At 44.0% G+C, this 24773-nt stretch carries 26 protein-coding genes and 1 other annotated feature; of the genes, 4 read left to right on the top strand and 22 right to left on the bottom strand.

The genetic code is table 11. The features are described from left to right. Positions 1-1692, bottom strand: a 1692-nt coding sequence (gene safA / locus OTG27_RS16570) for a SafA/ExsA family spore coat assembly protein (RefSeq protein WP_268937449.1), incomplete at its 3' end; no start/stop codon positions are given. A 347-nt stretch (positions 1693-2039) separates the two neighbouring features. On the opposite strand from safA, the gene ypfJ reads away from it, so the two are divergent. After that, entirely contained in the window at positions 2040-2885 is an 846-nt protein-coding gene (gene ypfJ / locus OTG27_RS16565) for a KPN_02809 family neutral zinc metallopeptidase (protein ID WP_268937448.1), read from the top strand. A gap of 278 nt (positions 2886-3163) precedes the next feature. Here ypfJ and nadA read toward each other — a convergent pair whose 3' ends face one another. From nadA to nadB, 3 genes are read right to left on the bottom strand one after another with little or no spacing between them, the layout of a single operon-like run. Further along, positions 3164-4270 carry a quinolinate synthase NadA gene (gene nadA, locus OTG27_RS16560; RefSeq protein WP_268937447.1) on the bottom strand — a complete coding sequence of 369 codons (1107 nt, stop codon included), beginning with the start codon at positions 4268-4270 and terminating at the stop codon, positions 3164-3166. Next, positions 4267-5118, bottom strand: coding sequence for a carboxylating nicotinate-nucleotide diphosphorylase (gene nadC / locus OTG27_RS16555; protein ID WP_268937446.1), 852 nt, complete (start codon positions 5116-5118; stop codon positions 4267-4269). The genes nadA and nadC overlap by 4 nt, the downstream gene beginning before the upstream one ends. Beyond that, complete coding sequence (nadB, locus tag OTG27_RS16550; RefSeq protein ID WP_268937445.1) at positions 5099-6682, bottom strand: L-aspartate oxidase; 1584 nt, start codon at positions 6680-6682, stop codon at positions 5099-5101. The genes nadC and nadB overlap by 20 nt, the downstream gene beginning before the upstream one ends. A gap of 103 nt (positions 6683-6785) precedes the next feature. On the opposite strand from nadB, the gene OTG27_RS16545 reads away from it, so the two are divergent. Then, the gene (locus OTG27_RS16545) at positions 6786-7913 is read left to right on the top strand and encodes an IscS subfamily cysteine desulfurase (RefSeq protein WP_268937444.1); all 1128 of its coding nucleotides are present in this window, start codon (positions 6786-6788) and stop codon (positions 7911-7913) included. Between the two features lie 49 nt (positions 7914-7962). Then, a complete protein-coding gene (locus OTG27_RS16540) occupies positions 7963-8493 on the top strand; it encodes a transcription repressor NadR (protein WP_053535832.1) in 531 nt (176 codons plus the stop codon). A 60-nt stretch (positions 8494-8553) separates the two neighbouring features. Here the strand turns inward: OTG27_RS16540 and OTG27_RS16535 are convergent, their stop codons facing one another. From OTG27_RS16535 to OTG27_RS16485, 11 genes are all read right to left on the bottom strand, one after another. Continuing rightward, positions 8554-9246, bottom strand: a complete 693-nt coding sequence (locus OTG27_RS16535) for a DUF6944 family repetitive protein (protein ID WP_268937443.1) — start codon at positions 9244-9246, stop codon at positions 8554-8556. Positions 9247-9608: 362 nt separating this feature from the next. Beyond that, positions 9609-10484 (bottom strand): prephenate dehydratase, encoded by an 876-nt coding sequence (gene pheA, locus OTG27_RS16530; protein ID WP_063575561.1) that lies wholly within the window; start codon positions 10482-10484, stop codon positions 9609-9611. A gap of 556 nt (positions 10485-11040) precedes the next feature. Then, positions 11041-11490 carry an ACT domain-containing protein gene (locus tag OTG27_RS16525; protein ID WP_034308837.1) on the bottom strand — a complete coding sequence of 150 codons (450 nt, stop codon included), beginning with the start codon at positions 11488-11490 and terminating at the stop codon, positions 11041-11043. Between the two features lie 40 nt (positions 11491-11530). Continuing rightward, positions 11531-12820: a GTPase ObgE gene (obgE, locus tag OTG27_RS16520; RefSeq protein ID WP_048688961.1), complete on the bottom strand. Its 1290-nt coding sequence runs from the start codon at positions 12818-12820 to the stop codon at positions 11531-11533. A 48-nt stretch (positions 12821-12868) separates the two neighbouring features. Continuing rightward, positions 12869-13408 carry a Spo0B domain-containing protein gene (locus OTG27_RS16515; protein WP_063575560.1) on the bottom strand — a complete coding sequence of 180 codons (540 nt, stop codon included), beginning with the start codon at positions 13406-13408 and terminating at the stop codon, positions 12869-12871. Positions 13409-13945: 537 nt separating this feature from the next. Further along, the gene (gene rpmA, locus OTG27_RS16510) at positions 13946-14236 is read right to left on the bottom strand and encodes a 50S ribosomal protein L27 (RefSeq protein ID WP_048688955.1); all 291 of its coding nucleotides are present in this window, start codon (positions 14234-14236) and stop codon (positions 13946-13948) included. 12 nt (positions 14237-14248) lie between these two features. After that, a complete protein-coding gene (locus OTG27_RS16505; protein ID WP_048688952.1) occupies positions 14249-14581 on the bottom strand; it encodes a ribosomal-processing cysteine protease Prp in 333 nt (110 codons plus the stop codon). Between the two features lie 13 nt (positions 14582-14594). Continuing rightward, positions 14595-14903, bottom strand: coding sequence for a 50S ribosomal protein L21 (gene rplU, locus OTG27_RS16500; protein ID WP_034308849.1), 309 nt, complete (start codon positions 14901-14903; stop codon positions 14595-14597). A 13-nt stretch (positions 14904-14916) separates the two neighbouring features. Further along, positions 14917-15000 (bottom strand) — a sequence feature (ribosomal protein L21 leader region). A gap of 75 nt (positions 15001-15075) precedes the next feature. After that, positions 15076-16548: an Rne/Rng family ribonuclease gene (locus OTG27_RS16495; RefSeq protein WP_268937442.1), complete on the bottom strand. Its 1473-nt coding sequence runs from the start codon at positions 16546-16548 to the stop codon at positions 15076-15078. Positions 16549-16590: 42 nt separating this feature from the next. Then, entirely contained in the window at positions 16591-17457 is an 867-nt protein-coding gene (locus OTG27_RS16490) for a M50 family metallopeptidase (RefSeq protein WP_034308855.1), read from the bottom strand. Beyond that, a complete protein-coding gene (locus OTG27_RS16485) occupies positions 17450-18199 on the bottom strand; it encodes a M23 family metallopeptidase (RefSeq protein ID WP_268937441.1) in 750 nt (249 codons plus the stop codon). The genes OTG27_RS16490 and OTG27_RS16485 overlap by 8 nt, the downstream gene beginning before the upstream one ends. Before the next feature lie 257 nt (positions 18200-18456). Here OTG27_RS16485 and OTG27_RS16480 point away from each other — a divergent pair, with 257 nt between their 5' ends. Continuing rightward, on the top strand, positions 18457-18900 hold the full coding sequence (locus OTG27_RS16480) for a S1 domain-containing RNA-binding protein (protein WP_034308861.1): 444 nt from the start codon (positions 18457-18459) through the stop codon (positions 18898-18900). Between the two features lie 130 nt (positions 18901-19030). Here OTG27_RS16480 and minD read toward each other — a convergent pair whose 3' ends face one another. From minD to OTG27_RS16445, 7 genes are all read right to left on the bottom strand, one after another. Next, positions 19031-19834 (bottom strand): septum site-determining protein MinD, encoded by an 804-nt coding sequence (gene minD / locus OTG27_RS16475; RefSeq protein WP_034308862.1) that lies wholly within the window; start codon positions 19832-19834, stop codon positions 19031-19033. 2 nt (positions 19835-19836) lie between these two features. Then, the gene (gene minC, locus OTG27_RS16470; protein ID WP_034308864.1) at positions 19837-20520 is read right to left on the bottom strand and encodes a septum site-determining protein MinC; all 684 of its coding nucleotides are present in this window, start codon (positions 20518-20520) and stop codon (positions 19837-19839) included. A gap of 117 nt (positions 20521-20637) precedes the next feature. Beyond that, positions 20638-21156 (bottom strand): rod shape-determining protein MreD, encoded by a 519-nt coding sequence (mreD, locus tag OTG27_RS16465; RefSeq protein ID WP_098936874.1) that lies wholly within the window; start codon positions 21154-21156, stop codon positions 20638-20640. Beyond that, positions 21153-22025, bottom strand: coding sequence for a rod shape-determining protein MreC (mreC, locus tag OTG27_RS16460; RefSeq protein ID WP_057276635.1), 873 nt, complete (start codon positions 22023-22025; stop codon positions 21153-21155). Before mreC ends, mreD begins: the two co-directional genes overlap by 4 nt. A gap of 136 nt (positions 22026-22161) precedes the next feature. Then, positions 22162-23181 carry a rod shape-determining protein gene (locus OTG27_RS16455; protein ID WP_034308871.1) on the bottom strand — a complete coding sequence of 340 codons (1020 nt, stop codon included), beginning with the start codon at positions 23179-23181 and terminating at the stop codon, positions 22162-22164. Positions 23182-23329: 148 nt separating this feature from the next. Beyond that, entirely contained in the window at positions 23330-24004 is a 675-nt protein-coding gene (gene radC / locus OTG27_RS16450) for a RadC family protein (protein WP_063577662.1), read from the bottom strand. Positions 24005-24063: 59 nt separating this feature from the next. After that, on the bottom strand, positions 24064-24633 hold the full coding sequence (locus OTG27_RS16445) for a Maf family protein (RefSeq protein ID WP_098186765.1): 570 nt from the start codon (positions 24631-24633) through the stop codon (positions 24064-24066). Between the last annotated feature and the right edge of the window lie 140 nt (positions 24634-24773).

The following is a 24773-nucleotide window of genomic DNA, read 5'->3' as shown; positions in this document are numbered from 1 at the left end:
ACCTCCGTTTTGGCTGCCCATCAACATGTCCGGCTGGCCTCCGTTTTGGCCGCCCATCATCATACCTGGCTGGCCTCCGTTTTGGCCGCCCATCATCATGCCTGGTGGCTGGCCTCCGTTTTGACCGCCCATCATCATGCCTTGTGGCTGACCTCCGTTTTGGCCGCCCATCATCATGCCTTGTGGCTGACCTCCGTTTTGGCCGCCCATCATCATGCCTTGTGGCTGACCTCCGTTTTGGCCGCCCATCAACATGCCTGGCTGGCCTCCGTTTTGGCCGCCCATCATCATGCCTGGCTGGCCTCCGTTTTGGCCGCCCATCATCATGAATCCTTCCGATTCTTCTGACTCATCATCAAATTGATATTGCATATCCATTCCCATCTGAGAATCGTTAGGTGACATCCCTGGGTATGGGGCCTGTTGCTGTGATTGAACGGATTGATATTGATGATAATCCTGTGCATTGGCATCCATCCCTTGGTTCCCTTGATACTGTCCCTTCACTTCCGGGCCATAAGTCCCAAGTAGCCCCTTATTACAGCCGCAATCTTCCTCTTCCTCACCGGCAGTCTGTGAAAACTGAGGGAAGTTTTGATTGTAGGAAGATGATTCGCCTGGTGACTCATAATCTTGTTGCATATATGAACCCGCTTGAGGTTGTTGATTCATTCCTCCATAATAATGGTGCGGAACCGGTGCGGAGGCTTGATATGGATAATATTGCTGGCTTGGTGTATTCATGCTCGCCCCTTGGACAAACCCATGATCCATCATTTCCATGTCAGGAGATTCTCCCCAAATATCAGAGCTCTCTTCCATCATTTGAAAACCATGCATTTCCGGAGCCGCCTGATACCCTTGAACGCCTTGGTATGGGGCTTGCATGCCTTGCATTTGCATATGCGCCCACGGTGGCGGTTGAATGCAATAGCCGCTTCCAGGCAAGATTGGCGTTACTGGAATACAATCATCCACCGGCTCATCCTGAGCTGACTGTACAGCTGGCTTTTTCTTCTTCTTTTTAGTGACTGCAGGCTCTTCTTTTTTCTTTGGTAAAGGCGGTGGTGCAGGAGGCTTTTGCACACTCATATTGGTCATGTTGACCATATAATAATTATTGACATCGATCTCCGGAATTACCGGCATAGGCACCGGCATTTCTTTTGGAACAACTTTTTGCTTTTCTTTAATGATAGGCTTTGGCTGAATGATTTGCTGCTCTTTTTTTGGTTTTTCAACGATTGGTTGCTCTTTAACAGGCTGTTGAAATTTCGGTTGCTCTTTAACGGGCTGTTGAAATTTCGGCTGTTCTTTTACCGGTTGTTGAAATTTCGGCTGTTCTTTTACCGGTTGTTGAAATTTTGGCTGTTCTTTCACCGGTTGTTGAAATTTCGGCTGTTCTTTTACAGCCGGTTTTTGCATGATTTGCTGCTCTTTCATAGGTGCTGGCTGAGCCTGATACGGTTGAATTTGGGATTCTTTCATTCCCGGCTGAATATTCACGTTTGGTTTACCCGTTTCTTTTATTACAGCTCCGGATGTCCCTGGAATTTTAATTTTCATTCCGGGCATCATCATGTCCGGGTTGCTCAATTGCGCGTTAACTTTTTTAAGTTCTTCAAAACTGACGCCGTATTTTTTGGCGAGTTTCCAAAGTGTATCGCCTTTTTGGACTATATGAATTTTCACGCTGTTAACCCCTCCTGTGCATATGTCCATATATTCTATGAAGCAGTGGGTGAAATGCTATTATTTTTATCATGAAAACTTATGCGTGAAAAATGACTTTTATGATTGGTTCAATGATTTAGGGACATGGAAGCTACTTTTTTTGGAGAAGAAATAAATGATATGACATCTTAAAAAAGGAGATTCCATTGTATTCATCCTAGAGATGAGGCAATGGTTTTTTAGTTATGTTCTGAAATGCTTCTTTCAAGCTTCTGTCTAAACTTAGGGAAATACGGGTATAAGAAAGTAAATGGCCTAAGGCTTTGTCTTCAGGTTCTTATCTTACATTCCTGGGGGGAATAATAATGAAATGGAAAGGTAGACAGGGCAGCTCGAATGTCGAGGACAAAAGAGGGATGACCGGAAAAGGCATGGCAGGAATCGGCGGAGGGGTCGGATTGGTAATTGTCTTGATCGTGACTCTCCTTGGCGGTAATCCAAGTGATTTGCTGGGCAGCTTGAATTCTACTGAGCCGAACAATGGCAGCTCTTATGTCGAAACGGATGAAGAGAAGGAGCTTGCGCAGTTCGTATCTGTCGTCCTTGCAGAAACGGAACAGGTCTGGACAAAAGAATTCCGTAAAAATGGACTGGAATATAGGGAACCTACCCTTGTCCTGTATTCAGGCAGTGTCGAATCGGCATGCGGGATGGCAGCTTCTTCGGTAGGGCCATTTTATTGTCCTGGTGACATGAAACTATATATTGATCTCAGCTTTTATCAAGAGTTGAAGCAAGAATTCCAGGCACCCGGGGATTTCGCCATGGCCTATGTCATTGCCCACGAGGTTGGACATCATGTTCAGACACTTTTAGGGACAACGGAAAAGGAAATGCCCGATCGGTCAAAGGTCAGCGAGACTGAATATAATAGGTATTCTGTCCGTCTTGAATTACATGCCGATTATTTGGCTGGAGTGTGGGCACATCATGTCCAAGGAGAGAATTTGCTTGAAAAAGGCGATCTTGAGGAAGCCTTGAATGCAGCAAGTGGTGTGGGAGATGACCGTATCCAAAAAAAGGCACAGGGGTACGTGGTTCCAGACAGCTTCACGCACGGTACATCCGAACAGAGAAAACGGTGGTTCAATAAAGGATTTAAATCCGGTGATATGAATGAAGGCAATACTTTTAAAGCGAATAACCTTTAAAAGTTCTACTTGTTTCAAAACATAAAAAAAGGGGGAGTTTATCCCCCTTTTTAGACTGAAGACAAATTCGAAGAAAAGCGAGTTTGTCTACTTTTTTATGGTGAAAATTATATTCGATACAATACACGTGGATTACTCGGTCTTGTTTTAAAATCATGGCAATGATCCCATGATAAAATTGCATTCGGGATAAGACCATTCAATCCTCATTAGGCCGACTGGCCGAACGGATGTTTGTACCCCTCTATTTCTTATGATTCAAAGTCTTTTGCACTGACTCAAACGCGCTCCAGCATTCTGTTTAATGCCAGGATGGCATTATCCGCAATGTTCTTCTCCACTTTTATCGGATTGATGATGATACCTTCTTCAATGGATTCAAGCGCCCATAGCAGGTGAGGCAGATCAATCCGGTTCATTGTAAGACATGGACACATATTCGGATTTAATGAGATGATGTTCTTGTCAGGATTATTGGCGATAAGACGCTTGACAAGGTTCATTTCCGTGCCGATTGCCCAAGAACTACCTGGTTCGGCTTTTTCAATCATATTTATGATGTACGATGTCGAACCCGCGTAATCTGACAGGGCGACTACCTCACGGCGGCATTCGGGATGAACGATGATATTCATTTCAGGCTGCTCCGCTCTAAGCGTTTCAATATTCGCCGTGGTGAAATTTTCATGGACTGAACAATGTCCTTTCCAAAGAAGTACCTTCAGATTTTCCAGTTCCCCTTCATAGATCAATTCATCCTTATGCGGGTCCCAGACAGCCATTTCATTCAAAGGGATTCCAAGGTCAAAGGCGGTATTCCTCCCAAGATGCTGATCGGGAAGAAAAAGGATTCTTTCTTTTTGCGAGAGGGCCCACGAGACCATCCCTTGTGCATTGGAAGACGTCACCGTCGCCCCGCCATTTTTCCCTACAAAAGCTTTGATGGCCGCAGTTGAATTCACATAAGTTAGCGGAAGGATCGTATCGCCAAAAAGATCCTGAAGCTTTGTCCACGCCCGTTCCGTTTGTTCAATATCGGCCATATCCGCCATGGAGCAGCCTGCACGCATATCAGGAAGGATAACCGTCTGCCCTTCTTCCGTCAAAATATCCGCTGTTTCAGCCATGAAATGCACGCCGCAAAACACGATATAATCCGCTTCACGATTTTGCGCGGAAAGCTGGGCCAATTGAAGTGAATCCCCCGTTGAATCCGAAAATTGAATGACTTCCTCCCGTTGATAATGATGACCTGGGATATAAAGACGGTTCCCTAGACGTTTCTTGATGTCATGGACCCGATTCTCCATCTCTTCCTTTGTCATCGTTTTATACTTTTCAGGCAATGTATTTCCTGCTGTTTTAGCCATCTCCAATATGTTCATTTCAATATCCCCTCCTGCTCTTTGACCTTTGCGCTGATATCAAGTGCCTTGACACTGTGCGTCAAGCTGCCCAACGAAATATAATCTACCCCTGTTTCCCGATATGAGGCTAGATTGTCTAAATGGATTCCTCCAGAAGCTTCAGTAATGATGTGGGCGGGAACCAATTTGATCAATTGCTTGATTTCTTCGGGGCTCCGGTTATCGAACATGATGATATCTGCACCGGCTTCCACTGCTTCAAGCACCTGCTGTGGTGATTCCGTTTCCACTTCCACCTTAGTGGTATGTCCCAGTTTGGATTTTACCGTTTGAACCGCTTTCGTTATGGACCCAGCGAAAGAAATATGGTTGTCCTTTATCATGACTGCATCATACAGACCATATCGGTGATTGAATGCCCCGCCGGAACGGACCGCATATTTTTCAAGCATCCGCAGGCCCGGTGTGGTTTTCCTCGTATCACAAGCTCTCGTCTTCGTCCCCGCTAATATCATGGCAGCTTTATGAGCCTGTGTCGCAATTCCGGACATACGCTGCACCAAATTCAAAACGACCCGTTCCCCTTTTAAAAGGGAGGCCATATCGCCGGTCATTTTTGCAAGCTGCTGTCCTTCTTCGAAAACTTCGCCATCTTGAACAAGAAGGAAAACCTCGATTTGCTCATCCAGCAATGCAAATCCCGTCTTGATGACGTCCCCTCCACTGAAGACGCCGCCTTCTTTTGCGATGAATGTCAAAGTACCTTGTTCACCTTGGTCAAAAATCGTGTCGCTCGTTACATCGCATTCCCCTATATCTTCCATTAAAAATTGTTGCAGCATCTGCTTAAGCTTCAATATATTCATATAGTCGTCTCCCTTTCACTCGGTTTTTTACATCCGTGCAAGCAAGGATAACCGAATTTTCAAGCCATTGGGTGTCATCTTCGTTAGGATAGTCACTGCGGAAATGACCGCCCCTGCTTTCGGTTCTGGTCAATGCGGATTCGGCAATCAGCCACGCCACGATGATGGCATTGATTTTCGTTATTTCCTGTATCGGTAATGCCGTCACTTCCATTTGCAGCAATTTTTCGATATTAAATGTCTCAAGATAATCCTTCAGTCGAGTTAAACCCGCTTCATTTCGAACGATTCCCGCTTCGTTCATTAATTTTTCCTGCAATGTCGTGAGTTCAGGTAGAAAGGAAATTTGACTGGAACTCTTGGACTGCTCTTTTTCTTGCGGTATCGACCTTGCCGGCACTTTAGCAAGGAAACGGCCAAGCGTATTTCCAAAAACCAATCCTTCGAGAAGGGAGTTGCTTGCCAATCGGTTTGCACCATGTACACCAGTGCATGCCACTTCACCAACTGCATACAAAGAGGGTACAGTGGTTTGCCCCGATTCATCCACATCAATCCCTCCCATTAGAAAATGGTTTCCAGGTGCAACCGGGATTTTCCCCAATTGAAGGTCCAGCCCGCTTTTTTCACATAATGAGCTCACTGTCGGAAAACGATTTTTAAAATCCTTGATCATCGAAATATCCAAAAATACCTTTTCACCGCGCTGCAAATAAGAAAAAATCGTCTGTGCAACAATATGCCTTGGTGCTAGATCCTTCAAGCTATGGACATCCTCCATGATCGGCTTTCCCATTTCCGTCACTAATCTCGCACCATCCCCGCGAACCGCTTCTGAAACCAGCCCTTTCACTTTGCCATTCACAAAAAGCAGGGTCGGATGGAATTGTATGAATTCCATGTCACGCACTTTTGCACCCGCCTTGAATGCAAGTGCGATCCCATCACCTGAAACCGTTTGTGAATTTGAAGTGAAATGGTATAGGGAACCACAGCCGCCTGTTGCCAAAACCGTCCGTTCCGCGTGATAGGCAACAATTTCCCCTGCCTTATCAAGTGTTTTGACACCTATGCAAGAATCATCTTTCCCAATGATCAACTCCACTGCAGCAACATTCTCCATCACAGTAACTGATGATTTTTTCAAGCAGCCTATAAGATGTTCCATCATGTACTTTCCGGTAGCATCCCCGTGACTATGGAGGATTCTTCGTTCACTGTGGGCCCCCTCCATGCCGAGCAATAAAGTTCCGTCATCATCTTGGTCAAATCGCATACCCGAAGCAATAAGTTCAGCTATAACCGAAGGTGCCTCTTCAACGAGTTTTTCCACTGCCTTCACCTTGTTATATCGCTGACCAGCCGCCAGCGTATCTTTTTTATGAAAGGATACTCGATCACGATCAGATATTGCAGCAGCAATCCCGCCCTGGGCTAAATAAGAATTACCATGACGGATATTTGATTTTGTGATGAGTATCACATGCTTATGTTCACTTGCTTCCAATGCCGTTTTCAAGGCAGCAATCCCACTGCCTATCACGATGATATCCGCTTTTACCATTATTTCATTCCTCCTGTTTATGACAGGTGTCTTGACAACTATATTTACATATTATTAAATTATTATCAAGAGTTTTTTAAGTTTAAAGGATGGAAGTGATTACTTGATTTATTTGGATTACGCCGCAACTACTCCGATTGATGAGGAGGCTCTTGACGTATTCAGCCAAGCCTCCCGGAAGTTTTTCGGGAATGCGAGCAGTTTGCATGATATTGGCTCTGAAGCGGCACGTTTATTGGATATGTCACGGCAGCAACTCGCAGAAATGCTGAACGTAAAAAAGGAAGGAATCATCTTTACGAGCGGCGGATCAGAAAGCAACATGCTTGCGATAGATACTTTCATCGCTTCGAAACCATCCTGGCAGAACCACTTGATTGTAAGCCGGACTGAACATGCATCTCTTGCCAATTTCGTCGAAAAGCTTGAACAAGATGGCTTCGAGGTTACTTATTTACGGCATTTGAAAGATGGCCGTGTTGATATTGAACATCTGCAGGAATGCATGTCGGAGAGAACATGCTTAGTCATTGTCCAACATGTGAATTCGGAAATCGGGGTCATTCAACCCATTGAGCAAATAAGTGAAATCGTTCGAAAACACCAGGCTTTTTTTCATGTGGATTGCGTCCAATCATTTGCTAAATTACCGCTTGGCAAGATAGCCGCCTCATGTGATGGACTATCCGTTTCCAGTCATAAAGTTTATGGTCCAAAAGGGACTGGGGCCGTCATTTTCCCGGCCATCCATCAGTTGAAGGCTTCGGTACCGAATATCACACATGAATATGGTTTCAGACCAGGAACAGTGGACGTTCCCGGGATAGCTTCCTTCGTGACCGCTGCTAAGAAATTGGGCGACATCATGGAAGATGAACGAAAACGGATCTCCGCACTTAGGACGCAATTGATTCAACGGCTGACGGAAAGGAAAATCGATTTTCAAATCATCGAAGCAGAATACGAGCAATTGCCTCACATATTGGCGCTGACCTTCGCTGGATTGCAAGGACAGTACATCATGCTGGAATTAAACCAGAAAGGATTCGCCGTTTCGACGGGAAGCGCCTGTCAAATCGGTAAACAGGATCCTTCAAAAACGATGATGGCCATTGGAAAAAGCGAAGATGAAGCACATCAATTCGTCCGCTTTTCCTTTGGCAAAAACACGACGGCCGACGACATTCACAAGTTGGCGGACTGCATCGAAGGAATAGCTTCCATTCGATAAACCCCTCCAATCTGTGTTAGAATGTTTGTAATTAAAGAGGTGAGTGTTTATGGAAAGAAAGAAATTACTTGGGGAAGAAAGACGGACGAAACTCTTACATTTATTGCAAACAAGCACTGAGCCTGTAACGGGCAGCGAGCTTTCGCAAATAACGAATGTAAGCCGGCAGGTTATCGTTGGTGACATAACCCTCCTGAAAGCGCGGAATGAACCTATCATTGCCACAAGCCAAGGCTATCTGTACCTGCAAACGGGGAGCACGCAGAAGCCGGAAAGGATCATTGCTTGCCAGCACGATCCTTCCCGGACCCAAGAAGAACTATATTTACTAGTGGATATCGGCATCACGGTGAAAGATGTCAAAATCGAGCACCCCGTATACGGCGACCTAACCGCTTCCATCATGGTCAGCAGCCGTAAGGAGGTCCAGCAATTCCTTTCAAGGGTGACGGCAACGAATGCATCGTTTTTATCGGAACTAACGAGCGGCATCCATCTCCATACACTGAGCGCATCTTCTGAAGAACTGCTCGACGAAGCGGAGTGCGCTTTGAGGGATGCCGGCATTTTAGTCGATTGAATGAACGAAAAATCCTCAAAAGATAGGGCTTTTGAGGATTTTTTTTATGGACTCTCATGCTCACTCATCATTGGAATTGCTTTCATTTGAGCTTCCATTCCCGGAGTTTTCATCTTCGTTACTTCTCAACTGCCCTATAAGGCTAATGACGGAACCGACCGCCTGTACCCAGCCCCCCACCACTTGGATTAATTCTCCATCAGATGGCTTCTCTTCCAAATTAGGATATTGATATTTTTGCTGTTCCTGCTCCTTATCTTGTTCATCTTGTTCTTGATCCTTATCTTGGTCTTTTTCTAGAATGCTATTTTTAAGTTCGGCAATTCCACCCATCGCTTGCATCGAATTCCCAATCGCCTGCAACAAATTTCCCGTAGCATTGAAGGCCTGTTCCGGTTCATCCGGATTTTCGTATGCCCCCGCCAAGGCGGTTCCTCCTCCCAACGCTTGAATCAGATTGCCTTTGATGATTAATTCCTGTTTCGTTATTTCATCAAAATCAATGACTAGGCCTAAGATAACAGTCGAATTTCCGATTGCCTGTATTATATTCCCGAGTTTATCCAGTGACCAGGTTTCTTCCGCGTCGGCCAATAAGGCATTTCCTGTTGCTTGAAGTTCATTTCCAATCAAATCCAAGTTAGTGCGAAATTCTTCGTCCAAGACATGTGAGGGTGTACCAGCAACAGCAGAAATGACAGTTCCTATCGCTTGAATCCAAGAACCGAAAGTTTCTTTGAATTGATTATCCATCTCTGCTGACCACCACCCTCTCTCTGTATTTTTTGATAAAAAAGGTGCATCCACTGAATTAGTTTTCAAAATATGTATTGCCAGTTCCACATATGGGCCACCGAGATTTACTTATTGTATTTGCTTTCAGCACAATCGGTGTTTGTTTTCCATCCAGAATCATAGGCACTTTTTATCATGAAAAACTTCGCCATCTTCCCAAAATCCAATGAACCTGCCTATTGCTATATATTTCATCAAATGACAGCCCACCATTTTAGGAACTTGTACACATGGGAAATACAAATCTTAACGAACACAAAAAATGCCCCGGAAATAATCCCGGGGCACCCTTCTTATTCTTTGTACTCAGCTTTTAATATTCATCGTTGCGGTACACCAGTTTGGACTTTAAAGCATGTATAGCTTCCCATGATCGATACCGTACATCCTAAGGCCTCGAGCTCAGAGATCGCTCCTGGGATCAGGACATCGTCAAGGGACATTTCGATGTCGATGATGAAGAAGTAATTGCCCAATCCTGTTTTCATGGGTCTTGATTCAATCTTGGAAAGGTTAAGTTTCCTCCAGGAAAAAGCGGAAAGCACTTGGTGCAGCTGCCCTGAGTGGTCGGCAGGCAGCTGAATCATCAAGGTCGTTTTCTTATCCCCTTCAACGGTCAAATGCCCTTCATAGTCGACTTCACTGTTGGATACGACGATAAACTTGGTGTGATTATGTTCATAATCGTGAATATTTTGTTTGACAATCGTCAAACCGTACTCCTCTGCAGCCATATCATTTGCAATTGCCGCAATATTGATATCGGGATTCTCCATCACCATCTTCGCAGCGGCTGCAGTGGATGTGACATACTCATATGGAATGCCCCTTAGCTCATTATGTAGGAATTTGCGGCATTGAGCGATGGCATGGGAATGCGAATAAACCATGTCAGGTTTGAAACCAGGATATGCATGATCCGGGTGCACCATATAATGCTGTTGGATTGGAATCGTCACTTCGCCTTTCATCGGCAATGTGACTTCATGGACTAAGTAATCCATCGTTATATTTACCGAACCCTCTAAAGCATTCTCGATCGGCACGAGCGCGTGATTCACTTCCCCGTCCCGAACAGCATCAAGGCAGTCCGGAATCGTGTTCATCGGTATTTTTATATCATTAGGAAATAGTCGCGATACAGCTAAATCCGTGAACGTTGCTTTTGGTCCAAGAAATGCAATTTTCGCTGTCATATTATAAACTCCTTTTCACGGAAAATCTATTGTTTATGTTATGCCATTTTCTGATTTTTTACAATAGTTAATCGTTAATTTCCTCTTACAAATGAAAACAGCCTGAAGACAAACCCGATAATAAATGAGTTTGTCTTCAGGCTAATTTATGTTTTTAACGTTGACCGTTGATTTTCGCTCCAGACACTCGCTTTCGGAGTCTCGTACCTTACGTTCCAATCAACTTTGTCTATTCAGCGAGATCAAAAATCATCACGAGAGCCCATTGGCCTTTAGGTTATGGTTTCCATGATAAATGCCTTACTTCTCAACGTTCGCAAAAATTATGAGCCACGCTTTAAAGATACCGACCTGTTTGAACAGATTTACCATTGCATCTTAATGAAAGCTTCCGGATTTTCGCGGAGCTACTATCGCCCCCAATATAAATCCATTACGGTCTGCACCGCATGAAATGAATAGGCAAACTTTTTTGTTCAGTATCAGTTGGAAAAGGTTTAGGAAACCTTTTGTCTACAAACTGACAGCCTGTACATGTGTCATGTACAGGCTGTTGTCATGCGCCGTTACCAATGATTTCGACTTTTTCGACGAACTCCATTTTACGCAGTTTAGTGAGCAGTTCATTAATATCCATCGTCATCCCACCCGTATTCAGGGATAGGGTGACATTTGCACGTCCCTGTAAAGGAATCGTTTGGTGGATGGTCATGATGTTGCAACCGGATGAGGCGACGAGCCGTAAAAGCTCCGATAGAGTACCAGAACGATCTTCAAGATAGAAGAACAGTGTAATCAGCTTTTCCTTAACAACTGTATGAAATGGAAAAACCGTGTCACGGTATTTGTAAAAAGCACTCCTGCTTAGGTCCACTCGCTGTACCGCTTCCCAAACTGATTCCGCTTTTCCCCGTTCAATCATTTCTTTTGCATCCAGCGTTTTTTTCATCGCTTCGGGAAGGACATCCTCTCGAACGAGGAAAAATTTCTGATCGGACTTATTCAAACTCCGCACGCCTCCTTTTGCCTGCCATCATGGTCTCCAATCAATCAACAAATTCAAATTCATATTCAAGGATACGGACGATATCACCATTTGTCGCACCTTTTTGGCGAAGGCCTTCGTCGACTCCGAATGAACGAAGCTGTCTGGCGAAACGACGTATGGACTCTTCACGGGTGAAGTCAGTCATTTTGAATAGACGCTCGATCTTGAATCCTGATACGGCAAAGCTGCCATCGGGTTCGCGTTCAATGTTAAATTCATCCGACTGTGATGTATGTTTATATAGAACCCGGTGGATTCCAGTATTCTCTTCTTCATGTTCAAGAGGGAACTCAGGGGTCTCTTCGATTTTATCAGCGATTGCATAAAGAAGCTCACGGATCCCTTCACGTGTCACGGCAGAAATCGGGAAGACAGGATAGTCTTCTTCCAGCTTTTCTTTGAAAGCAGCTAAGTTATCTTCTGAGTCCGGCATATCCATTTTACTTGCTACAATGATTTGCGGACGTTCAGTCAAGCGCAGGTTATACTCTTCCAATTCTTTATTGATTGTTTGGTAGTCTTCATATGGATCCCGGCCTTCAAGACCCGACATATCGATTACATGAACGATTACCCTCGTTCTTTCAATATGGCGCAGGAATTGATGTCCAAGTCCCACTCCTTCTGAAGCGCCTTCGATCAGACCAGGTAAATCGGCCATGACGAAGCTGCGGTGATCTTCCGTTTCCACCATTCCGAGGTTAGGTACGATCGTTGTAAAATGATATTCGGCAATTTTAGGCCTTGCTGCGGATACGACAGAAAGCAAAGTGGATTTCCCTACACTTGGGAAACCAACCAAACCGACATCAGCCAACAGTTTCAATTCCATGACGATATCGCGTTCTTGGCCGGGTTCGCCATTCTCCGCGATTTCAGGTGCAGGATTGGCAGGCGTGGCAAAACGGGAATTTCCCCGGCCTCCGCGGCCACCTTTGGCGATAACGGCGCGTTGTCCATGCTCAACTAAATCAGCAATGACTTCCTTCGTTTTATCATCGATGACAACGGTGCCAGGTGGAACCTTGATGACCATATCTTTTGCAGCTGCACCATGCATGTTTTTGGACATGCCATGTTCTCCGCGAGGTGCCTTAAAGTGACGTTGGTAACGGAAATCCATTAATGTACGCAAGCCCTCTTCCACTTCAAATACGACATTGGCCCCATTACCGCCATCTCCGCCAGCCGGTCCGCCTTTAGGTATGAATTTCTCACGACGATAAGCAACTATCCCGTTACCACCGTCTCCGCCTTTTACATAGACTTTCGTTTGATCGACAAACATGCTATCACTTCCTTGTTTTCTGCAAGTCAATTCTTGCTGTATACTTCTCTAAAAGTTAATATCCATCTTAAAAAATATTTCATCCTCATTACATTCAAGAATTTCAATTGATTGCTCGGCCGTTAATGAACTCTCCAAAAACTCGATCACTGGGGATTGATCAATGAACCTGCCTTGCATATGAAATGTACAGTGCATATCACTCACTTCTTTTTTACACATAGAAACAGCCAGTATATTTTCAAAAAACGGATCCAGGTTTTTATCCAGAATCTTGAAGAAATCGTTTGTCCAGCGATACATCAGCCCGTCCATCTCGGCTGAGCCTTCAAAAACATCAATGATTTCATATTCGCAATAAAATGATCCATTATTCCAATTCGACGTCAACAGCATCTCGGTGAACTTAGGCAAATTCAAACTGGAAAGTCGTGCTTCATTCTGGGTTTCAACAATGATTTCATCAATGATGCCCTTGACACGATCAATTCTGTTCAACTCCAGATTCCCTTTGATGATTTGAATTTTATTCAGCCAGTCATGCCTGGTTTGACGCAGAGTTTCAATAGTCGTCCAATTTTTATCCATTATTAACACCTTCAATTATGATAAAGAAACTTTTTTCAGCTCTATCATGTTGAATACTTCCATTTGTACAGTATATCAAAAAAACAACAAACAGGAAATGAAGCTCGATTCACATGCCTTCACATGAAAGCCCCCGTCCAAAAAATACAGCCGCACACCCTGAGTTCTTTGGACGATGGTAGAGCCATTTGAACTAAAAAAGAGAATGGGCCTTATTTATGCACCAATTGGAGATATTATAGTTGAATTGGAGTGTCTATTTGGTTTAACCAAATCGGATGGATGAATAATCTTGGATTTACCCCCTGAAAGTTTAAGAAAGCCCGCCTATTGGCGAGCCTTTTGTAAGTCAGAGGTTGTTTCCTTATACTAATGACTAAAGTCTCCTGCAAAATGCTGGTTCGTTCCTATAGTATAAATAAAGGGCCGGACCCCTTCATCACTATATAGCATACCATTATTAATAATGACGCGGTATATAGTGTCTTGTAGAAGGAATCAGACCCTTTTGAGTCAGCCTCTGTTCAAAGATGCCAATTATGCTTCTTGTGCAACTGGATATACGCTTACTTTTTTACGGTCACGTCCGAAACGTTCGAATTTAACAACACCGTCTACTTTAGCGTATAGAGTATCGTCTCCACCACGGCCTACGTTCTCACCTGGATAGATTTTTGTTCCGCGTTGACGGTAAAGGATAGAACCACCAGATACGAATTGACCATCTGCACGTTTAGCGCCAAGACGCTTGGAGATTGAGTCACGTCCGTTCTTTGTAGAACCTACTCCTTTTTTCGAAGCGAAGAACTGAAGATCTAATCTTAACATTTGTTCCACCTCCTATTGGTTGAGGATAATTTTCATGTATTTACCATAATCACGTTCGATGGTTTGCAGCGATATGAGCATTCCGTTCAAAAGCAGCTGAACCTTCTCTTCCGATTCCGGCGAAAGATTCCCCGGAATGGCGCAGCGAAGATAGCCGCCTTCTCGCCCTTGCTCAATCTCAGGCTCTACGTCCGTTAAGGACATGATGGCATTGACTGCCCCGAAGGAAACAGCCGATACACCTGCACAAACGATATCAGAACCTTTTTTAGCAAAATTAGCATGTCCGCTTAAGGTGAACGAAGCAATCCGTTCCTGCGGAGCATCAAATACAACTTTGATCATCTAGAATCAGCCCTTACGCGTTGATTGCTTCGATAACAACTTTAGTGTATGGTTGACGATGACCTTGTTTTTTACGATTGTTTTTCTTCGCTTTGTATTTGAAAACAGTGATTTTCTTTTGCTTACCTTGTTTTTCGACAGTACCTGTTACAGTAGCGCCTTCAACTAGTGGAGCACCGACTTTCACGTCTTCGCCACCTACGAATAAAACTTTGTCAAATGTAACAGTTTCGCCTGCTTCTGCGTTTAATTTTTCAATGTAAACCGCTTCGCCAGCTGCTACTTTAATTTGTTTACCGCCAGTTTCGATAATTGCGTACATACTTGCACCTCCTTAAATGTCTCAGACTCGCCAATCACAGGCGTTTTACCAAAAAGGCAAAAGCTTAAAACCTGATGTTGAGCGGTTGTAGCACGGGTGCTACAAACATAACATTAAAATCCTACCATGAAACAGGAAAGGCTGTCAATATATTTATAACAATTCCCGCTCTTCACTCGAAAGCCCGCCCGATTTCCTGAATGCTTCCGAATCGCTTGATGGAATAGGCATTCGTCAAACCTGGGATAAAAGACAGGAATATCTTTTTAGCGATCAATTCCTCCAATGCCGGCCGATATGATTCCTTTTCACCAAGCAGCACGTCCGCCACCGCTTTACTGACCTCCACCCATACCGCTTCATCATCCGTCTTCCTGTGCTCCAGCAGTTCACGTTCCAACCGGAAGGCCACCGTTTCCGGGCTCTCGATTTTACCGCTTCCGCTGCACACAGGGCAAGGCACCGTCGTCATTTCACTTAAAGACGGGGAGGTTCGCTTTCTCGTCATTTGTAAAATGCCCAGTTCCGTAAAACCGATGACCTGGATTCGCTTCTCATCCCTCACCGCTTCCTTTTTGATGATTTCGATGATTTCCTGCTTATGCCGGGACTGGTCCATATTGATGAAATCTATCAGGATGATTCCGCTGATATTCCTTAATCTCAGCTGACGGGCGACCTCTTTCGCCGCAGCCTGATTGACCGCAAACAATGTTGCTTCCTTCGCCACCTTGCCGGTGAACTTACCTGAATTGACATCGATTACGGTGAAAGCTTCCGTTTCTTCAAAAATTAAATATCCGCCATTATCAAGCCAGACGATTTTCTTGGCCATTTTCTCAACTTGCGCTTCCACATTCCATTCGGAAAAAATATTCTTGGTACCCGCTACATGGGATATTTCCCACTCCTTACGGTTTTCCTGTATCCACTTTTTCAACTCGCGATAGGCCTCGAAGTCATCGATGGCAAGTTCCCCGTTCGCCGTTCCCGACATTTCGGAAATGATCATATCAAGGTATGCGTCCCTTTCATAGAGAAGGGACGGGGCCTTTAGGGACGCAGCCTTGACTTCAAGCCCTTTATGGAGCTCCCGCAATCCAGTTAACCTGTCAAGGAAGACCGATTCACTTTCGTTCTCCATCGAGGTGCGGACAATCAGTCCCTCATCAGGATTTTTATGCTGCATGGCCGTTTCCCGCCATTGCTTCTGAAGATCGTCGTTTTTGAATTTCTTTGAAACACCAACATAATCTATTCCATGTATGTAAACGAGGGACTCCGTTGAAAACTCGATCAGCCCCGTCAATTTAGCTCCTTTTGTTCCCGTTTCATCCCGGGTCACCTGAACTAGCAGCTTTTCTCCCTGACGGATAAATTGACCGATGGGTGCTTTCCCATCACTTTTTTTGGTAAGCTGGAAGGAGGGAATCTCGTCACGGTGTAAAAAACCATTCTTCTCTGCACCATAATCAATGAAGGCGGCATCCATTCCCGGCAGCACCTTCGTCACCTTCCCAAGATAAATATTACCGACCGTACTGCGCTTTTGAGGCGGCATGATTTCAAGTTTACGTAAAACACCATTCTCAAGGACGGCCACTCTTTTTTCGCGTGAAGCTAGGTTCGCGATCATTTTTTTCATCAAAAAAAATCCTCTCCTCAATTTGAAGAAAGGATAACATATTTAATAAGAATATAATAGGTCGCCGATTTTCCCGTTCGTCATTTTCTCCGAAAAATAGGCGTGAAGGATTTCCGTTTCATCCAACGAGCCGCTCTCTTTCCCGTTTTTCATAATGATGACGGGGTGTTTACAGCCGCGTTGAAACAGTTCCAGCACTTTATATATCGGTTCTTGTGAATCCACCGATATCGGCTTCAGTTTCGCCAAATCATTCGTATGCCCGTAATGGCGCTGCAAAAGAAAGCGGATGAACGCGTAATACCTCTGCCGCCATTCCATGACGAGTGAGAGACTTATGAAAAAGATGATGAGCCAGATGTTCAAATTGAGCGGATCCAGTATGATCCAGGTCAAAAAAGCCAGGACAGCGAATACTGCAGAAAAGTGAAGGGTATGCTTCTGCGCTTCCAAAAAGGTGCAGTATAGGGAAATACCGATGAATAGCAAGCGTCCCCCGTCCAAGGGCCAAATTGGCAGCAGATTAAAAATCAGCAGCATGAGGTTCATATACAAAAAGGGCTGGTACAGCTCATATGGGATAATAGTGAAGAAATAGAGCAAAAAAGCTGCTCCAATGAGCCAAACATGTTGAAGCGGACCGGCAAGCACCACCGCCAAATCCTCCTTCAAACTTTTATTTCCATACTCCTCAGTCTCGACTGCCCCGCCAAAAGGAAGCAGCTGGATTGACTTTATCCGCCATTTGAAGTGCTGGGCACAGACAGCATGCCCCATTTCATGAATGAAGACGATGAGCAGCAGCATCATCATTTCAACGAAATGGGCTGTGAGGATGGCGATGCCAATGACAAACCACAGTGTCGGGTGCACCCTGATTTTAAACAGTAACTTCGCATATTCACTCAAAGGAAATCACCTTTTTAGGATCGACGAAAGCATCATTTTCTTTTATCGCTAAATAAAATCTGCCCTTGGATCCATCTTCACTTAGTGTAACCTGTCCGACTTCATTTCCCTTTTTAACGAACTCATACAATTTCACATCAATTTCTTTCAGCTGCCCATACCAAGATTCAGTTTTATTGGCATGCTGAATGACTACCGTCTTTCCGATCCCCTCCTTTTCACCGGCAAAAATGACGACCCCTTCATTAACGGCCTCGACCTTTGAGCCTTTGCTCGTTTCCAATATGATTCCCTCACCGTTCGTCTCGAAGTTTTGGGTAATCTTCGCAGAAGCTGGCATTGCATATTCCTCATTCGAATCAACAGTTTCCGTATTGGCTTCATTCGGTAAAAAAGCGATTGGTTTACCAAACGCACTTTCGTACCAATTGGAGATTGAAGCGAACTGAAATTCCTTGTTCATGTTCTCCGTGACAAAACTTCTGGCAGGGTCCAGCTGCACAGAAGGGTGTTTGAACATCACCGCAACTATCAGGAACAGGCATACACTGGCAAGGATTTTAAAGAAAAAATATTCTTTCTTGAAGAGCGGATGATCTTTCTCGGAATACCCGTTATATGAATCAATCCCATATGGTTCCTCATTGTTGATTTCCGTCCAACTGCTGCTTCCTGCCGGCTTATCATTAAACTTGCGTCTCTTGGCAATACGATTTCGGATATCTTTCCTGCGATCATCCATTCCAGATTCCCCTCCCTGCTCATGTCAAAGCGCTATATTACAACGTATGAGCAACTTGTCCAGACTATGACGGAGAAAAGATATTCTTTCTGCACATCCTGAAAAATTTTTTCCAATGAAAAATCATCAAGAAACCAATGAATTTCCAAGGTGATTTCTGTATCGATTCAGAAAATCTAATAATTGAGATTGATATTGTTCCCTGAAATTTGTTATAATAAAGTGGTTTTAACATTATTGAGGGGGAACAATTTTTTATGTCAATCGAAATAGGCAGCAAAGTACAAGGTAAAGTAACAGGTATCACTAATTTTGGAGCATTCGTAGAATTACCAGGAGGCTCAACAGGTCTTGTGCATATCAGTGAGGTAGCAGATAGCTATGTAAAAGACGTAAATGACCATCTTAAAGTAGGCGACCAAATTGAAGTAAAAGTGATTAGTGAGAAAGACGGAAAAACTGCCTTGTCCATCAAAAAGGCTATAGATAGACCCGAAGGGCAAACCTCTTCTTATACCAAACGCCCACCACGCCAAGGGGATAGCCGATCTAAAGATTTTCGTTCAAAAGGTAATTTCCAACCAAAGGAAAATTTCGAAGATAAAATGGTGCGCTTTTTAAAGACTAGCGAAGAAAATTTATCGACTCTTAAACGCAGCACTGAATCAAAACGCGGCGGCAGAGGCGGAAGACGCGGATAACCCGCTGCATTTTAGCATATAGAACAGGCAAGCCGGGATACGGCTTGCCTTTTTTATTTTCCTGAAGTTCCGTCCAAAAAAAAAGCGAGGGCATCAAATGCTCCCCGCTTCTTGACAAAGGAATATAGATTTACCGCACGCTAAAGAATTTTTTCAACTTGGACATGAAGCCCTTTGGTTCGCTGCCAATTGGAGTCAAAGGCACAGATTCACCAAGGATCCTTCTGGCAATGTTCCGATAGGCAAGCGAGACTCTATTGTCCGGATTGTAGGCAATGGGTTCCTTTTTATTCGCTGCCACAATGACCTGGTCATCATCAGGAATGACGCCGATCAAATCAATCTTAAGAAAATCGGCAACTCCATCGATATCCATTTCTTCATCCTCATGAAGCAAATGGCCGCGAATCCGGTTGATGATCAATTGAGGCGGTTCAATATGCTCTTCTTTTTCAAGCAGGCCAATAATACGGTCAGCATCCCTTACAGCCGGTCTCTCTGCCGTCGTAACGATAATCGCCTTGTCTGCCCCAGCTATGGCATTCCTGAACCCCTGTTCGATGCCTGCAGGGCAATCAATGATGACATAATCATAGTCAGGCTTCATATCGCTAATGAGTTTCCTCATCTGCTCTTCATTCACCACTGTTTTATCACTATTTTGCGGAGCTGGAAGCAAATAAAGCAAATCCTCGAAATGTTTATCCTTAATGAGCGCCTGGTGTATCTTGCAGCGCCCTTCGACCACATCGACCAAATCATAGATGATGCGATTCTCCAATCCCATGATCACATCCAGATTCCGAAGACCAATATCCGTATCAATCAAGCAAACCTTCTTGCCTAGAAGAGCTAAAGATGTTCCTAAATTGGCGGAGGTGGTCGTTTTCCCGACACCACCCTTACCGGATGTTATAACTATTGCCTCTCCCACGATTAGAGACCCCCTTCTAATCTATTTAAATTAGGTCTATATTTCTTTAAAACTTGCAGTTTTTCTATAATGATATTTTCTTCTTCATCCATGAAGGCACATTCCAAGTCATGTCCCCATTTTGAATATTGATCGGGAGATAAGTTCACTTGTCCGGCAATGCGCAGCTGGGCAGGCTTCATGACAGAGGCAGCTATGATGGCCTCATTATTCCCTTTATATCCGGCATGGGCTATTCCCTTTAGCTGTCCCATGATATATATGTTGCCACCCGCACGAACCGTTCCGTCGGGATTGACATCCCCAATTAACAGTAAGTCACCGGGAACTTCAAAAACCTGTCCCGACCTTATCACCTTTGTCACGGTCGTCACTTGGTTTTCTTCTTTCCATCGTTTCGCTTCATCCTTCGTCAGGACATTCGAAATCATCTCAACCACGAAAAGCTTCTTCTTTTTATGGATGACCTCTTTAATCTTTTCTTCTTGTTGTTCATCAAGATAGCGGTTCCCTGTATGTACTTTTACGGAAATGGACGGGTCATTTTCTTGAAACTGATAGTTTGCCGAAAGCTTCACTTCTAACTCTTTCAATAATTCGGAAAATGAGCAAGAATCATCGAGATGAAGCATAAACCCGTCTTTTGTTCCCTTAATCATGACATTTTGCTGAATTCTTTTATTCATGACGTTTGTTTCACCTCAATGAAATATAATTCGACATAGGAAAACAAATTTCCTTTTTCTACGTACACGGAAAAGAGAAAATACATTTCCCACCTGCTTCTTAAAGACACAGGAACGTTATTCCGTTTCTCCTTGCAAATCAAGCATTTCAATCATTCTTTTTAAAGGATAGCAGCTGATGATAATGAATGCGAGATTCAATAATAATGTCGGAATCAATCTCCGTTCCGCAAATTCACCAAATCCCATATCTGCAAATGATAGGATGATATTCATCTGAAAGATGACAACCTCTAAAACTGCCGTGAATATAAGCGCAGTAAGGCAGGCAACCAAAATATTATTTTGGAGGATTTTCATGCTTTTCGATATCAGATAGGCAAGAAAAGGCAGCAGGAACATATAAATTCCAAGGATTTCCGTATATACGACATCATAAGTCAACCCAAGAATCGCCCCATAAAGCATACCCATTTTCCTGGACCCGTACATGGTCAGGAAAAAAACGAATATCATCATGAAATGGGGCACGACGATTTTATCGGCCCCGAATGCATCTCCAGCGAACATCTGGGCGAAGATGCTTTCAAAAACAAAAAAAACCAAGGCTATGAAAGAAAGGATGAAATATCTCACTCAGCTTCATCCTCCCCTTCACTTTCTTTCGTTACACCGTCCACTTCACGCTGAACGACCATGACATTATTAATATCATAAAAATCCGTCGAAGGTTCGATATATGCAGTCTGGTTCAATCCATATTGATCCACTTTGACATCGACAACTTTCCCGATCAGCAGACCTTTCGGAAAGATTCCTCCATAACCGGATGTGATGACCAATGAATTTTTCTTGATCTTTTTATCGTAAGGAATCCGTTTCATCAGCAAAAGGTTCTTCTTATCATCGAACCCTTCAATCAAGCCATATGCTTTATCATCACCCTGAACGATGGCTGAGACACGGTTGGCTTTATCGATTGAACTTAAAAGTTGAACCGAGGCCGTGAAATCCGTCGCCGATTTCACCTTACCGACTAACCCATTGGAAGTGATGACAGCCATGTTTTTTTCTACCCCATTACGCTTCCCTTTATTGATCGTCAGCATTTCATGCCAGCGGTCGGGATTACGGCCGATGACCGTCGCCTGAGTGGGCGAATACTTCCGCAGGTCATCTTCTTTTTTGAGGTTGTCGCGAAGTTCTTCATTTTCTTCCTTTAAATCTTGGACTTGGGTTTTCAATAATACATATTCATCCAAGCGGGCTTTCAATTTTTTGTTTTCATCGTATGTATGTTGAAGGTCTTTTAAGCCCCCTACAAAACCTGTTATACCCGATACTGGCTTATTAAACACATTTCCGACCCAGCCTGTCGTATCTTTCAGGAATTGCTCCGGCCAGGTCAACTCTTCTCTCTCCCTTAATGAAAAACCGATCAATGCCACGAGAACGATAATACTAACGAGCAAGAGAAGGAGCTTTTTATTGAAAAACTGTGGCATGGTGATTACACCTCTATCTAAAATTTACTCTATGGTTTTTAAAATTACACTATGGATTTAATGAAACAGCAAAACATAAGAAAACCGGCTCAAAATTGCACCTTTTGTTGAGCCGGCCCTATTTGAGAAGTAATGCTTATCGCGAATCTCTTGATTTAGTCTTGAATAAATGAATGTGGTCCAGCGCTTTTCCCGTTCCGATCGCAACACAATCCAGAGGATTTTCAGCGATGATCACCGGCATTTGCGTTTCTTCACTGATGACTTTATCCAAATTGCGCAGCAAAGCACCCCCGCCTGTCAGTACAATGCCTCTGTCCATGATGTCAGCTGCTAATTCAGGTGGTGTTTTCTCTAAAGTGTTTTTCACGGAATCCACAATTGCAGAAACGGTGTCGCTTAATGCTTTGGATATTTCCTCAGCTGTAATTTCGATCGTTTTTGGTAATCCGGTCAATAGGTCACGGCCGCGAATTTCCATGTTTTCGACGCCTTCCGTGTCTCCAGCAGAACCAATTTCCATTTTGATCGCTTCAGCAGTACGCTCACCGATCATCAAATTGTAGTTCTTACGGATGTAGACGATTATGGCATCATCCATTTCGTCACCGGCAATACGGATCGATTGGCTTGTAACGATTCCGCCAAGGGAAATGATGGCCACTTCCGTCGTCCCTCCGCCGATATCGACGACCATGCTGCCTGTAGGCTCCCAAACGGGAAGGTCCGCACCGATCGCTGCTGCAAACGGTTCTTCGATAGGATATGCGTCACGGGCTCCAGCTTGTCTTGCTGCATCGATGACTGCACGCTGCTCAACTGCCGTAATTCCAGAAGGCACACAAATCATGACATATGGCTTGTTGCCGAATACGCCCTTCTTTTGAGCTTCCTTCATATAGTACTTCATCATGGTAGCCGTCGTTTCATAATCGGCAATTACTCCATCCTTCATCGGGCGCAGGGCAACCACGTTACCAGGTGTACGGCCGATCATGTTTTTCGCATCGTTTCCGACTGCAACGATTTGCTTTGTATCTGTTTGCACCGCTACAACCGATGGTTCACGTACTGCGATGCCTTTTCCCTTCACATAGACAAGCGTATTCGCCGTTCCTAAATCAATCCCTATATCTCTTGCTCCAATTCCAAACATTCTGGTATCTCCCTTTCGTAAACAAAAATGCCTTTTTATAAGTTCAAATAATAATTTGTCGTTTTTTGACAATAAGAGTTTTGAAAAAGTTTCCTCTTTTAAAAATCATAAACAATATTATATCGTATCGTCAAAAAATTTGATAGTGTCATAAATAACCTTTTTCCTTCAAGCTAACATATTTATGTTCCCCGATGATGATATGGTCCAATACTTCAATGCCGATTATTTTACCACATTCGACTAACCTTTTCGTCACTTCAATATCTTCTCTGCTGGGAGAGGGGTCTCCGGAGGGGTGGTTATGAAGACAAATGATAGAGGCAGCTGACCTTTTGAAAGCCTCTTTAAAGACCTCGCGCGGATGCACGATCGAGGCATTGAGGCTCCCGATGAATATCGTAGTTTTTTGCAGCACTTGATTTTTCGTATTTAAATAGAGACAGACGAAATGTTCCTGTGATAAAAACCGCATTTCCTCCATGCAATAATTAGCTCCATCTTCAGGAGATCGAATCACATAACGGTCTTGGTCATTCAAATTGTTAATTCTCCTGCCAAGTTCGACAGAGGCCAGGATTTGTATCGCTTTTGCTTCACCAATCCCTTTAATCACGGTCAGTTCTTCCACTGAGGCTTCTTTTAGCAGCCGCAGGCCCTTGAAGGAATTGATGAGCCTGCCGGATAGTTGCAGGACTGATTCTTCCCTTGATCCCGTCCTCAATAGCAAAGCAAGCAATTCCTGATTGGAAAGACTTTGCGGCCCGTCCTGGAGAAACCTTTCGCGCGGCCTCTCTTCTTTCGGGTAATCCCGTATTAACATTTTTTCGCTCAAAAGATCAACCCTTCCTTAGAAAAGGGAAGATGCCAGGGGAAATCTGATTATCCTAACTCTTCCTGCATCGCTTTAAGTTCCCGGGCCAGTCTTGAGACCGGAAGCCCGACGACTGAGAAATAGTCCCCTTTGATTTGTTTGACAAGAAGAGATCCGTATCCTTGAATCCCATAGCCGCCAGCTTTGTCAAAAGGTTCCCCGCTATCCAGATATCGTTCGATTTCAGCTTCTGGCAGCTCCCAAAATGTCACTTCCGTTTTTTCTGCGAATACTCTGCGATGCTTTCCGAACAGGATGGCGACACCTGTGTATACTTCATGTGTCCGTCCTGATAACATTTCCAGCATTCTTTTTCCATCCGCCCTGCTTACCGGCTTACCCAAAATCTTACCATCAAGGACAACAACGGTATCCGAGCCGATTACCCAGCTTTCCTGAAATTTTGCTGCGATGGCTTCCGCTTTACGGGATGCCAGTTCTTTCACCGCTGCATCAGGACACATGTTTTCATCAATACTTTCATCAACATTGGAATTCATGCTTTCAAAGGGGATTTGAAGAAATTGAAGAAGTTCTTTACGACGTGGTGATGAGGAAGCTAAAATCAATGGCTGCATAATATAAAAGTCACCTTTCTTTACATAGGGAGATACATATCTATCCTATCAAATAATGGTGCAATCCACAATTATTGTTTACTAGGAATCGACAAATCCCTGTAAGTATTTCCCTGAAAATAAAAAAGGTATCACAGATG

The sequence above is a fragment of the Peribacillus sp. AS_2 genome, from assembly GCF_026891895.1.
Taxonomy (GTDB): Bacteria; Bacillota; Bacilli; order Bacillales; family DSM-1321; genus Peribacillus; species Peribacillus frigoritolerans.
Note: the sequence above shows the minus strand (reverse complement) of the source record. Positions and strands in the feature narration are given on the sequence as shown.